The sequence below is a fragment of the Mesorhizobium sp. C264A genome, from assembly GCF_040324515.1.
Lineage (GTDB): Bacteria > Pseudomonadota > Alphaproteobacteria > Rhizobiales > Rhizobiaceae > Mesorhizobium.
In genome coordinates, this window is the sequence record NZ_JAMYVY010000001.1 from 2149128 (window position 1) to 2163019 (window position 13892).

At 57.0% G+C, this 13892-nt stretch carries 8 protein-coding genes; 5 read left to right on the forward strand and 3 right to left on the reverse strand.

Translation table 11 applies throughout. The features are described from left to right. Positions 1-22 precede the first annotated feature (22 nt). A complete protein-coding gene (locus tag NKL04_RS10560) occupies positions 23-3718 on the reverse strand; it encodes an SNF2-related protein (protein WP_352723678.1) in 3696 nt (1231 codons plus the stop codon). 938 nt (positions 3719-4656) lie between these two features. Here NKL04_RS10560 and NKL04_RS10565 point away from each other — a divergent pair. The 5 genes from NKL04_RS10565 to NKL04_RS10585 all read left to right on the forward strand — a co-directional run bounded on the left by NKL04_RS10565 (position 4657) and on the right by NKL04_RS10585 (position 12289). Beyond that, positions 4657-6909 (forward strand): AAA family ATPase, encoded by a 2253-nt coding sequence (locus tag NKL04_RS10565; protein ID WP_031209382.1) that lies wholly within the window; start codon positions 4657-4659, stop codon positions 6907-6909. Next, entirely contained in the window at positions 6906-8195 is a 1290-nt protein-coding gene (locus NKL04_RS10570) for an McrC family protein (RefSeq protein WP_352723679.1), read from the forward strand. Before NKL04_RS10565 ends, NKL04_RS10570 begins: the two co-directional genes overlap by 4 nt. Positions 8196-8493: 298 nt before the next feature. Next, positions 8494-9528 (forward strand): hypothetical protein, encoded by a 1035-nt coding sequence (locus NKL04_RS10575; protein ID WP_023701083.1) that lies wholly within the window; start codon positions 8494-8496, stop codon positions 9526-9528. Between the two features lie 464 nt (positions 9529-9992). Further along, positions 9993-11282, forward strand: a complete 1290-nt coding sequence (locus NKL04_RS10580) for a hypothetical protein (RefSeq protein WP_023701084.1) — start codon at positions 9993-9995, stop codon at positions 11280-11282. A 464-nt stretch (positions 11283-11746) separates the two neighbouring features. Beyond that, on the forward strand, positions 11747-12289 hold the full coding sequence (locus tag NKL04_RS10585) for a hypothetical protein (RefSeq protein WP_352723680.1): 543 nt from the start codon (positions 11747-11749) through the stop codon (positions 12287-12289). A 214-nt stretch (positions 12290-12503) separates the two neighbouring features. Here NKL04_RS10585 and NKL04_RS10590 read toward each other — a convergent pair whose 3' ends face one another. Continuing rightward, the gene (locus NKL04_RS10590) at positions 12504-12890 is read right to left on the reverse strand and encodes a DUF3768 domain-containing protein (RefSeq protein WP_245271398.1); all 387 of its coding nucleotides are present in this window, start codon (positions 12888-12890) and stop codon (positions 12504-12506) included. A gap of 105 nt (positions 12891-12995) precedes the next feature. Then, positions 12996-13589: a hypothetical protein gene (locus NKL04_RS10595; protein WP_023701088.1), complete on the reverse strand. Its 594-nt coding sequence runs from the start codon at positions 13587-13589 to the stop codon at positions 12996-12998. Between the last annotated feature and the right edge of the window lie 303 nt (positions 13590-13892).

A 13892-nucleotide genomic window follows, 5' to 3' on the forward strand; every position in this document is an offset into this window, starting at 1 on the left:
CCTCTCTGCATCGGCATCGAAACTACGCCGCATCCTGCAGCCACCCTTTGGCAGTTGGCTTTCCGGTCGCTATTCGCCCGACGATCGCGCCCTGGCGTAGATCAAAGAGGACACCGACATGCGTGGTTTTCAGGCCAAGATAGGTTCTTTGCTCGGCCCGCGCGGCCAGTATTTCTGTTGTCCCAGATAATGTCGCAGCGATGATCTTGCAGCGACCGCCGCCCATAGCGGCGGCAAGTTGTTTCGTGAGCGCATCCCATGCCTGCATCCCATCGCTATTATGGCGGGCACCTTCAAGCATTTCTTTCAAAGGCACTAACGCACGGGGAGGTGTCTCTGTCAGGTGACGTACATGGACTGGTTGTCCCGTTAAGCTGCAAGGCAAGATGTCGTCAGGATGTGCCTTTGCCCCACTCCAGGTACAAATTTTTGTTTCTTTTGGTGCGCAATAGGTACCACCGACAGACTCCACGGCTATGCTTTTGAGCAGCTTGGTAGCCGAGACCGAGCTCGAAACTAAGAGCGCGGTTAGGACGATCTGTCCGGTTTGACTGCAACGGCCCATTAGACTCGGAAGAGCGCGTCTGCCCGAAACGGCGCACGTCGCGAGAACGCCCCGGCGAACGTACTGAAGCGTAAGATCGCATTGTTCCGCCTCGTCCTTTGAAATCACCTGCCGTGTCTCATGGCAGGTGAGGAACTCCCGACGGTGGCCAGTACGACCAGACAGCGCCGATCTTGCGGTTTCGTCGAGGCGATAGCGCTTGCCAGATATGTCACTGACAATCAGCTCAGTGCCAAGAACATCCGCGCCGGTAATATCACATTTTGCGAAGTGAACAGCCTCAGCCCGTTTCCCGCTCACCTCCGAACTCTTGAGAAGGTCGCGAGCCACAAACGAGCCACTGATGGCCGATTGTTCTACTTCATCGGAAAGTAGGAGTCTGCCGCTGACGCTACAGTGGATAGTGTGGGCTGGTAGGGCTTGCCTTGCCGACATCTCTGACGTGGCAAGCAGATGCTTTATGGTTTCGGCGCCGCTGATGGCGCATCGCCCGAGACAATCCGCGGGAACCCTACGCCTTGATGTAGCGCACATTCGCATCTCAGGCGCCTCGACGACGTCGCGCGTAGTGGGTTCGATCGATAGAATGCTTGAATATTCGTTTTCGCCATCGAGACGAAAGGTAACACGGATCGTCGCAGTTTTTGATAGATCCCCTTCGAGACCAGCAAAGCTCATTTCAAGTCGCGGCGTGAATTCCTCATATAGCTTGTGACTCTTTCGTTCATCGCCACCAGCTGCATGTACCTCCGCATCGCGTCGTTCAAGGTAGAATCGGCAGAACTCTGCAATCCCGGCGTCATCTTTGGCCAATGCCATCACTATGTCGCTGTCTACTCCGAGGTCACTTGCGTTCTCGAGTATCGGAGCGACCGGTGCTAGCGCAGATCTGCCACCGATAGTGATATGCTGATCGCGGGTACATTCCACATCCACCAGTCGCTCATAGCTGTCGTGCTGAACCGTCGCACGAACCCTGACAAGCGCATTGCCGATAAAAGAGCGACGCCCTTCAGTCACCGCCAGAAATTTAGGGACCCCCCCAAACTCCTGAATCCAATTTCGTCCGACTTCCATCGTCGCGCGTTCAGCGTCAGGCAACTGGTCATTGACTTTGTGCACGCCAGTGGAGGCCAATCGGGTCACCAATCGGGCAAACGCTGCGCTGCCGGGAACATATTTGGTACCCTTCGAGTCCTCTTCAGCCTGACCATCAAACAGGACGCGTTCGCGGTGTCCGTCATGGTCCACCAGCACGATGTCCGGCCCCACTTCGGTAATCTTACCGCCCAAAGCTATGAAGGCGGCGCGCACAAACTCCTTGGCCCCCATCGAGCGTTTGACGTCAGGCAACGAAGGAGTACGCGGCCCGATATGTTCCGCACCATCGAGGCTGCCAAGCATGGAATCGATATTAGAACGTTCTCGTTCCAGTTCTGACTTTGCGTTCTCAATGCTTTGGTCGGCAAGTCGAACCGCGGCTTCCGTGTCCTTCCCGGCCAACGCGGCGACAACAAGGGCACGGATTTTTTCGTCCATGCCATTTTCATCATCGTCTCCTCCAACGCCAGAGGCTTCGAGAAGCGATTCAATGTCTCCTATGGCATGTGATGCGAGCTGCAGTTTCTCCATCAGCCGCCCGACAATGTACTCCTCGAAAGTGCTTGTCAGAACCATGTTGAAGATCCCGACGCTTGCATGCTCAGAAGCCAAACGTTGGATGCGGCCAATGCGCTGTTCGACGATCATGGGATTCCACGGGAGGTCGAAATTGACGAGCACATTCGCAACCTGAAGGTTTACACCTTCAGAGCCGGCCTCCGTAGAGACGATAACGTTGAGCCCGGGCGGATTGGCGCGAAAGGCCTTAAGCATTTCCTGATTTCTTCCGCCCGTGCTCCCATTGATGAGCCCTACTTTTAAGCCCAGTCCTGACAAGAAGGCCTCGATCGTCGTCTGGGTTTCCCGCCGCGTTGTAAACACGACAAGTCTCCATTTCTCAGGGTTCTGTTCCTTCAGCCGCTCAATTAAATTCCCCAAGCCATCGAGTTTCGCAGAACGCGTCATGCGCCCGACGATGCCTTTCACCGTCGTTACGAGATCGGCCGGGACTGTGCCATTCCTTCCCATGTTTACGAGCTGGGCCAACAAGGCGTCGGGGCTGCTCGTGAGCGCTTGCAGGATCGAAATTTGGGCAAGGCGATTAAGGGATTGAATGGGTTTCGAAATGGCTTCGATGAGATCCAATTCCCCTTGTGTGGGCGTAACTTTATGCATTTGCACGACGCGATCAGGAAAATACAGTTTTGCGTCGCCGCGGCGGACCCGGGACATGTAGCCATAGATGATCGAACGGAATTCCTCTTTTGATTCAGGCTTTAGCCTGCGTGCCTTGTCGCGATCATCTGCAATGAATTTTCGGGCGAAAATACCTTCGCTGCCAAACGGATTTTGATGGCCCCGAGCGACACTGAGTAGGTCAACCAAGGAATACAGGTCCCACAGGCGATTTTGAATTGGCGTGGCAGTGAGCATGAGGACATATCGAAAGCGCCGCTCCAGAAGCGCCTTCTGAAATGTGAGGGCAACTTTTGGAGGACTGCCAACGCCATAAAGATTGCGAAGCTTGTGCGCCTCGTCGAGGATCAGCATTTGAAAGCGGTCGGCCGGTATGTCCTTCAGATAAAGACGCGCAGAATTATAGGTTGTTATGATGGCGCCAAACTCCTTGGGATTCGCTCTGGTCAGATCACGGCCCGTCACCACCTGGGCCGGAATGTCGAATTTGGTTTCGAGTTCTTCCTTCCATTGAGGCCCTAGAAGCTTCGGGCAAACCACTAGCACCTTTGAAAGGCGACCACGCGCAGCGAGCTCGGACATTACAAGTCCGGCGCTGATGGTCTTCCCTAGCCCAACGTCATCAGCAAGCAGCGTGACCGGCAGGCGACGGCAAAATGTCATCAGGTTTGTTACCTGATGATGAAACGGCTCTATGCGGTCGCGCCAACGGTATGCAGATTTTAGATCGTCGCGATTTTCGATCACAATGGGATCGGTTAGATCCCACTCCAGAGCGGCTTTGTAGAGTTCGTAGTCGCCCGGAGCTATCTCACGGCGCAGTATTTTTGACTTTATCTGTGACACAGTTGCCATGCTTCTATTAGGCGATGCCTAACCCAGGGAATCATGCCCTGTCAGAGGGTGCCCGTGCAAGCGCCAAGATTTGCGTATCCACCCCGGCATATATTGATGTCACTTCCAGACCGCCGTCAGTCGGGGGGAGTGGGGTGCCTGTACTGAAAGACTAGGGCAGCGTCAAAGCCGAATGGAGGGTTCTCCAGACCACATAGTCAGTGGTCGACACATTGTCCCCCGACCCTTTCGACAACTGAGCACATTTTTTGACCGGTCTCGCCGGAGTTTTCCGCGACGATTTCCAACCAGATATCGGGTTTCGCCACGTGGACTACGAGGTTCTTTGCCAAATGAGGCTGGCCGCCGATGTTGGGAAGTGTCTCACAAAACCCAACAACCTCGTCCACTCCGTATTCCCACGCCAATCGAATTTCATCGAAATGTCCCGATCGGCTCGCCATCACCTGGTCGATCGATTTTTTCAGAGATGATCAAACGTGTCTCGCACCTCCCCTCGCTCGATCTCGTTTGAGGCGACTTCGCCGCGACCTTTTACGTCGCGTCCGGATCGAGTTCCATGACCAGCCTCCGGTCGTGGAAACATTACTCCAGGGTCACCTGCCAGACTCCGATCCACGCGTCGATGGTCTCAGTGTGAAAGTCCCATTTTACACTGTCGGACTGTCCAAGGATTTTGGCGTCAGTTTTGGGCCGAGAGGTGCCAGACAGGTTTCAGCATGATATTCTGATAAGCGGCCCTTTCCCTAACCTGAGCACACATTTCGCCCGGCTCGGAAGGATGGGCATATGTCTCGCATGGAATGTGGTAGATCGTGAGACCCGGGCGCAGATGGCTTGCCAATCACTAGCCATGGTTACACCTTCAGCGCGCCATGGCCGCTGCGCACCTTCGATTAGAACAGGACTTCAGTAAGCTTTGGTTCCATAGGAAGGTGATGTCTAGGTTCAATCCCACCCATAACACCGGCTCGATCTACGACGCTGCTGACAAATGGCGAGACCGGTGCCTTTTGGCAGATGGCTCCGTACTCTCAGTCGCCGGGGCTCTGTGGACGAGCCAACTTCTTGACGAGCTTGATCAGCGGTTCGTGAAGAATCTCGATGAGGGCGAAGGCGATTTTCTCTCCAAGCTGCGAGCACAGCTCTCGGCGGGCTCGTCCGAATGCCGGCAGTTGATGGCCGAGAGCCTGTGGTTGCTGCTGCTCTTCCCGTCGAATGTCGGCGCTGCCAAGAAGCGGGAGAATGCACGCGAAGTCTGGTCGTGGTCGGGCGACGACCTGGACCAACACCACCCTCTTCTCGACGACAAGGTTCTCCAGGGTATTGGTTCAGCCGGGACCGCCTACAACACCCACCGCTGGCGCGAGCTGGTCTTCCTGATCGGCGCGTTGCGCGACTTCAAGCGCCGTGAGGCCGCCGAACGCGAGGAGGTCCTCCGTGATCCATGGGCTTTCTCCGGGTGGCTGAGCGGCCTGCCCGAGGCGCGCCACCGGCAACTAATCCACATCCTGCCGCACCTTCTTTTTCCCGACAGCTTCGAACGGATCAGCTCGGAAGGCGACAAGCGATCTATCCTTGCCGGGTTCGGCGACACGCCGGAGAAGGAGATCCGGAAGTGGAGCACCAACGAGATCGACCGCGCACTTCTAGACCTGCGGCATCGTCTGGAACAGGAGCACGGGGCTGACATCGACTTCTATCAGGAAGAATTCGCGGCTCAATGGAAGACTGAGACCAGAAACTGGTTGCTTAGTTGGAATCCCTCCAGGTGGGCTTGGGACAGCCTTGCGGCGGACCGCGCCGCTACGATCAGCGGCGAAAGAGCCGACAATCGCTGGCGTTGTGGATCGACGAAACCTTTGGAGGGAGACCGCGTCTTCCTGATGCGGACCGGCACAGCGCCGAAGGGTATCGTTGCTGTCGGCAAGGTAACCCGTGCGCCATATGAGGCCGCGCACTGGGACGCGACGCGCGCAGAAGCCGGCGAGACGACGCACTTCATTGACGTTGCGTTCGACGCCGTCCGAGACGCAGCGGCCGACTCCATCGTGATGCTTGAAGATCTGGAACGAAAGGAGCCCGGCCAAGAGTGGAACCCGCAATCGTCTGGAATCGAGATCAAGAGCAAGCCGGCACGGACGCTTGAGAGACTCTGGAAGGCGCTGCCCGCCCTTTCCGGATCGGGTGAATCCGATCATCCAGCAACCGTCACTGTCAGACCCGCACACCCAGTAGCGACTCCGCGGAACGTGATCCTCTACGGCCCGCCCGGAACGGGCAAGACATACCGGTTGATGACGGACTATCTGCCGGATTATCGCGACGAGGCGGGAGACCGGTTCGAGTTCATCACCTTCCATCAGAGCTACGCATACGAGGACTTCGTCGAGGGTATCCGGCCGGTGACCACGAACGGCACCGTCACCTACGAAGTGAGGGCCGGGGTACTGAAGCGGCTCTGCGATCGGGCGCGCCGGTCGCCCGACAAGCGCTTCGCCCTTTTCATCGACGAGATCAATCGCGGGAACATCGCTAAGATCTTCGGCGAGCTGATCTCGCTGGTAGAGGTCGATAAGCGCATCATTACCGACGGTTCTGGCAAACGAATGCCGAGCTGTAAGGGTCTGGAGGTGACGCTGCCCTACTCAGGCGAGCGTTTCGGCGTGCCGGCGAATGTCGACGTGATCGGCACGATGAACACCGCCGACCGATCGATCGCGCTCCTCGACAGCGCGCTGCGGCGGCGTTTCTGGTTCGAGGAAATGACACCGAAGCCCGAGCTTCTGGGCGCGGTGGAAGACGGCGCCGGAGGCACGATCGATTTGCGGCAGCTGCTGGCAGCCATGAACTCGCGCCTTTCCATGCTACTGCACCGGGACCAGACACTGGGGCACAGCTACTTCTACAAGGTGAAGTCGTTCGACGAGCTTCGCCGAGTCTTCGCGCGGGAAATCCTGCCCTTCCTCCAGGAGGCCTTCTACGACGACTGGCGACAAATCCGGCTTGTCCTGGCCGACCAGACAGTGGGGCAGGAATTCCAGCTGGTGAGGGTAAATACGCAACCCGCCCATCAGCTCTTTCCCCAAGCCGATGGCAACGAGATCGGTGGCCGTGACACGTTCGAAGCGGTCCGCGAGGACGACATCACGACCGACGCGATCCGCAAGATCTATGAGCCACCGGAATGAGGTCCCTGACCTTCCGTGAGAGGGGTACCGCAAGCATCGGATCGGCCGGCGATCTGACCGACGCCGAGGCCGAGAGCATCGCCCGCATCGAAACGCGCTTGCCAAGCGATGCGGTCAGCTGGGGACACAGGGCGCTGAGGTTCGGTCCCTTCTGCGGGGTCATCCAAACGCCCCAGGTTGCGATCGAGCTGCTTCCGAAGATCGAGCGTGGCTCCCAGGCCCCAGAGGACATGCGCGGCTTGCTCGTCGCGATGCTCGCTAGGGCGGGTGAACTGGAACCCAAGCGGGTGGGCCAAGCCGGTCTGGGGCAGCAGCGCAGTCACCTGCTGGACGCGTTCATCGAGGACTTCTGCGATCAGGTGAAGGCCGCGCTGCGTGGTGGAGCCATCGCACGCTATTCGGAGAGGATGGAGAACCTTAGCGCGATCCGCGGACGTCTGGAGTTGACGCAGCATCTACGGACGAACGCCTTCGATCGCTCCCACCTTCTTTGCCGCTTCGATGAACGGAGCATCGACAACGCGCACAATCGCGCGCTGAAGGCGGTTCTGCGGATGCTTCACAGCCGAGCCATGAGCGCAAGGACGCGGGCAATCGTGGCATCGTTTCTCCACCGCTTCGATGAAGTCGCCGACGTCCGCATCAGAATCGACGACATCAGTGCGCTCCCGCTCGACCGCACAATCAGGCACTGGCAACTTGCCTTCCGAAAAGCTTTGCGACTGTTCGCCGGGCTGTTCCCTGATGTGAGGACCGGCGATACTTCCGGCTCCGCGCTGCTCTTCAACATGGAACGGCTCTTCGAGACCGTCCTCGGTCTGCGCATCCGACGCGAATGCCGGGCCATCTTTGGGCGTCACCTCTCTGTCGAACTGCAGGGTCCGACAGCAAGCCTTGCCATCTCAGGGTTTCACTTGCGGCCGGACATCACGGTTACGGACGGGGACGACATTGTGGCGATCCTAGACGCCAAGTGGAAGCGCCTTGATACCGATAAACCGAACTCCGGCGTCACTAGTTCGGACGCCTATCAAATCAACACCTATGCGGACCGCTACCGGTGCAAGCGCCTGGCATTGATCTATCCCGCTACCGCGGAATGTCCGCCAGGATGCGTGACAAACTTCGTGCTAATGACTGAGGTTCGTCCGACACTTGAAGTACTCGCCATCGACGTCCGAGAGATGGCCTTCGGTAGCGGCATGCCGGCAGGCTTCGAAGCGGTCCTCTCAAGTGCGTACGAGAGAATGCGAACACCCGCGTCAACGTTCCTCGCCGCAGCATAGAAACCGCACCTTTTTCCTCCACTTTGCCTCTATGGGTAGGTGCCTGCAACGTTTGGGCCGTCTCCGGACAGTCCGGTGTGAGGATCTTTGAGTAGAGAGCTGTCATGCGGGTTCGGCCCAGTCATACAAAGTTTCTTGACCGTGAAGTGGCCAGCAAGATTTGGATGCCACAGAAGTTAAGGCAAGGATCCGCGCCCGACCGTCGACGCAGAATTTCGGCCTAGACATCCGGCTCCAGAAGGCGTGATCCTAAGGGGGTTGGACCGACTTGATCGGGTCCGAACGCATGGGAGGATCAATGGCGGCGCAATCTGGGGTATTCGTATTACAGGCCGACCAGGCTCTCGTTCCGATGCAGCCAGCGCATTTCGCGGCCGAGCTCGATTTTCAGAAGCTGCTCTCGAAGTTTCCTTCACTACTGGTCGGCGACCAAATCGACCCCGATAATCCTAGGCGCTTCGTTCTGGTTCGCCAGGAGTTGTCCATCGGACATGAGGACGAGGCGTCGCGACGGTCTCTCGATCACCTGTTTCTGGATCAGGACGGCGTCCCCACGCTGGTGGAGGTCAAGCGGCAATCCGATAGTCGACTGCGTCGCGAGGTGGTTGGGCAGATGCTCGACTACGCCGCTAACTTCCAGTCTTTTTGGAGTGCCGAACGGATTGCCGCCGCTTTCGAGACAACGTGTGTACAGGCCGGAACTGACACAGAAGCGGCGCTGAGTGAGTTCCTTGGTCCGCAGGCTACTTCTGAAGGGTTCTGGAGCGCGGTCGGCACGAATATACACGCAGGAAAGTTGCGGCTCTTATTCGTGGCGGACCACATACCCACAGAGCTCCGCCGAATCGTCGAGTTCCTGAACGTACAAATGAATCCGGCGGAAGTGCTAGCGCTGGAACTTAGGCAATTCGCCGGCGAGGGCCTTCGCACCATCGTGCCCATGGTCTTCGGACAGACCAGAGAAGCTGTCGGCAGGAAGGAGGTCGTAAAGGGTACTCGCTGGACCGAGGATCGCCTGATCGCTGCATTCGAGGACAAGTATTCGGTCGAAGAAGTTGCTGTCGCGAAGGCCTTATTCGAATGGATGAAGGGAACGGGTCTGCCGCTCGTCTTCGGTACTGGCCGGGAAAACGGCTCGGTCTATCCGCTCCTGAAGCCTCAAGGGGTAGCTATCAATCCAGCTTACCTCTCTACAGAGGGTAAGGTGTGGCTGCAGTTCAAGTCGTTGGAAGGCAAGCCGGTTTTCGGCGACATGGACCAGCGTCGGGAGATGATGCTTCGCTTCGCCGAGGTGGATGGAGTGACCATCGACGAGTCTTCGTTGGACCGCTAGGCTTCTGTGTCGTTGGCGCAAGCGGCCAAAGATCCAACCGGAGCCACAAAGTTGATCTCCGCGTTTGACTGGATCGTCCGGCAGGTGAAGGCGGTCGAAGGTTAGGCACTCTGCGACGCCGCCGACCAGCCAACGGACGCCTGGATAGTAGGAGTAGGGCTTCTGAACGAGGCCGCCTTGCTCGTTTATTGATCAACCTCATACTTGGCCGTGAGCATCCGCGACGTTTGCTTTTGGTACGCACCACCGGGACGCGAAAGGCCGAAATCAGGCGCAAAGCAGTCTTCTGCCGCGGGGACGCTTCCAGTCGGATAGCTACTCATAGACTCGGATGCGATTGACCGCCGACCGTGTCTTAAAAAGTTTCCAATCGGGCGATAAATCAGGTGTTGCCGTCGAAGGACATTGCCTGCCATGTCCCGGCAGTACGCGATCAAACACGATTGATTTGAGACCACTCCATAATGCATCTGACGCGTCTTGAGCTTTATAAACGGGTCTGCGACAGGCCGCTCAGCAAGATCGGCCCGGAGCTGGGAATTTCTGGCACGGCGCTAGCCGTTATCTGCAAACAATTCCAGGTTCCCTACCCCGGCTCAGGGTACTGGACCCGCAAGTCCCTCGGGCTTCCGGCAGAGCTGCCAACGCTGCCCGAAGCACCTGAAGAGGCGATCGAAATAACGCCGTCTGCCCCAAAGCCACCACGACAGAAGAGAACGTCGACAGAGAGCTCCGCACGCAAGACCAGGTCATTGTCCAAACCCCGTCGCCCCGCGCCTCACCCGCTACTATTTGGTGTCGAAGAACGTTTTCGAAAAACGCGGGATGTGAAACAGGGCGAGTTCCTGAGACCCTACAAGCGGATCCTGCCAGACCTGATTTCTTCGGAAGCCGCGCTGGTGCGCGCGCTTTTGATCGCTAATGACCTATACCTCGCGCTGGACGAACAAGGATACCGGGTTCACATCGCCGAGGCCGGCTCTGACCTTCATCGCATCCACGTCAAGGAACAGGAAGTGGAGCAAAAGGAGCGAAACTACGGACGCTACCACTCAGCAAGCATCTGGGCTCCAGACCGACCAACTGTCTTCTACCTTGATACGGTGCCGTTAGGGCTCGCCCTTACCGAGATGACGGAACGAGTGACGATGCGATATCTCAACGGCGACTATCTTCGTGAGGACAGCAGGCTCATAAGATCGGCCAAGCCTTGGCAACTGACGCACTCCTGGACAACAGAACAGGATATTCCCTGCGGACGTTTTCGATTGATTGCATATTCCCCGAAAAAGGGCGTCAACTGGTCCGTCAGCTGGCAGGAGACCGAACACGACAAGCTTGGGACGCTGATCCCAAACATCGTCGAGAGCTTGAAAGCGGCTAAGGACAATGTGCGGCGCGTTATGGACGCCGAGGATGTGGCCGCGGCGAAGAGGAAAAAAGAGAGAGAGGAGGAGTGGGCGCGCTATGAGAGGCGAGAGGATGCCCGCAAGACAGCTCAAGCTCTTGCAGATAGCCGGCAGCAGCTTGCGGAAATTATCGAGAGGTGGGGAAAAGCTATGACGGTGGAGCGCTTTTTCACGGATGCGGTAGAGCGCTTGAATTGCACGAACGAGGAGCGTCGGCAGCGGCTAGAGGAGCGCCTGACACTCGCAAAGGAAGTGATGGGAAATGTAGATCCGCTGGTTTTCCTAGAAAGCTGGTTAGCCCCTGAGCAGAGGCACCGTCCAAGGTTCGGCAGTGACGCTCCCTAATGAGATTTTTCTAGACCTTCGCTTTGCGCTTGGCTGGCGTCTTCTTCTGTGATTCTGGCCTCTGATCTATTCCTGCAGCCTTCGCCAAAGCCGATCGCCTGTCCGAATAGTTTGAGGCGGTCATTGGGTAGTACTGCGGCAGTCCCAAATTTCGCGCGGTAGTCGGCCGGAGTCATTTTGTGTTCGGACGCGACTCTCGCTATCAAGAAAGAAGCTAACAGCCGAAATTTCTTTCGTGTGAGCGGGCGTTTGGTCCCTACTTTCTGTCGTTGAAGCAGCGCGCACACTACCGGTGGCCGATATCTTTGGCGAACGGTGCGGCTACATCGCCTGACGTGCCTTTTTGCGACTGTATGACGACTGCTTTGAACTCTCGCATCAATATCTCGTACCATTATTGAAGTAGCAGCAGCATAGGGCGTCGAACGATCAGTGTGACGCCCTAAACCGAAGCGTGTCCCCTTATGGAACAGGAAGCGACTACTGTGGCAGCGGGAACCGCCGCGAACATCGAACTTGCGGATCTGATCCAACGAAACGTAGATTCCATGGCCTTCCCGCCATCGGAAATGGAGGCGGCCACCTATGAGGAGGTGAGCGCGTTGCCACGCGTAGTTGTTTGTCGGCCGTCCGCGGAAGAGCTTTTGGCGACTGGCTTCGTGCACTATGATTGTCACCGAAATTGCGCTGAGCAAGCTGCCAATGACCCGGATGGCACAAGCAGACAGATCACTGGATGGTTGCCTCATGGTGAAGACCTGATCCTCCACTCGGTCGCCATTATTGGAAATCAGTGGATCTGTCTGACGCCGCAGTTAGTGGCTGCGCCGAACAGGTTTGAGTTCATTCCTGACCCTCATCTTGAGTGGCGAAATGCAGATGGCGGCGCTACCCGGACAGCATTCCGTCATGGAAATGAAGTACCGAAAGCACTTCGCAGGGACCCAGGCCGTCATATCCGTATGCGGGGCGAATTCCAGGCTCTCGTCGCAAGGGACATTCGGTGATCGAAGCCAGAGATCTCATGGCAACGTCCGCTTTTAGGAGATCGAACGTCGGTTCGGAATGACCGGTATGAGGCGCCAAGCGGCTATTCAATCGAGGCTTCCGAAAGTCCGGTTGGTTCGCCGAAGCCATCTGCGTCAGTCTGGATGGCCGACCTGGCGCCCGTATGGCCAGAGAAGAAGGCCGATCCGAACACCATTCACCGCGAGGATGGGGTTAGTACTCGTCGGCCCGCATGACCGTCATTACCCTCGACGTAACGTTTCGATCAGACGGGTCGAGGGAATGGTAGCGGCGGGTCAGATCGTAGTAATCGATCTTCCAAATGATCTTGATATCGTTGGCTGTCATGACCGCGCAATCGTGCTCGCCATAGGGGTCGTTTTCGGCAGTGAAACCGTCGAACGCGGTGATGGCCGAGATTATTTCCCTAACCGTCGATGGACCAAGCGCGGCTATGCCCGATGTGATGACGATGGTCCCGCCGAGGCGATGGATTCTCAGGTCGTCATTCAGTGATCTGGTTTTGAGGGTGGTCCCATCAAGCGCCAGGCTGATGTCATGGGTCTTTCCGAAGAGCATGTCCGATTTTTGGTTTGTCATGGTCACTCCTTCATTGGACACAGGTGATCGTTTCCGGCCGGCCCCATCGCCGGTCAGGTCCGCTTTAAGTTCTTTTTTGGTGTTGTCAGCGCGTGTCAGGCACGATCAGTCAGGCTCGAGCTTGTCAGACGGGAATGCGCCCGCACGCCACCATCCTTGCTGACACGTCTTCCAAATCACGTAATCCACGGTCGAGACACTGTCTCCCGATTGTCTCGACAGTCGTGCGCATAACTCCTGGACCGTTTCAGCCGATTGGCTCGCAACCCTTTCAAGCCAGATATCGGGCTTCGCCACATCGACACCGACGTTCTTCGCGAGGTGATATTTCGTGATCCCACCGATGTGAGGAAGAGCCCCGCAGAAATTGATCACCTTCTCCGGTCCTTCTTTCCACGCCGACCTAAAACCCTCGAAAAATTCCGACCTGTTCGACATCACTAAGTCGATGGACTTTGTCTTTCCCGGATGACCGAAAGTGTCTCCTACCTCCCCTGTCTCCACCAAAGACGGCCTCATCCTGTTCCAGATATCCTTTGCGACTGTCCACTTCATCCCACTGTTAAGAATGACGTATGAGACCCTTAGGGCGAAATCAGTTTCATCCACGGGTGGGGCTTTCGTCTTGACCCTTTCCATCGCGTCCGGATCGAGTTTTGCGACCATTTCGCGGTAGGCAAGGTACTCGTCCCGCGTCATCGAAAAGGTTCCGCTCTGGCAACCTCAGACCGCTCTTTCACGGCGACGGTTTCGGTGTGAAAGTGACATTTCACGCTAAAGAGGTAGCCGTCCCATTTTCTACTAGAATTCATACTCATCAGACCTCTCCCCTGCGGACTAAAATGATCTCGTCTGGATCAATCTGATGGGGCGTTTGGGGATTGCGGAGTGAACACCTCGCCCGTTGGAGTAACTTCATAGAGTCGGAGTCGAACAGTCGAATGGTCCTCTCCGTTATCTGATAGGCGACCGTCCAATGGTCGTGCCGACCAGAGAGACCGA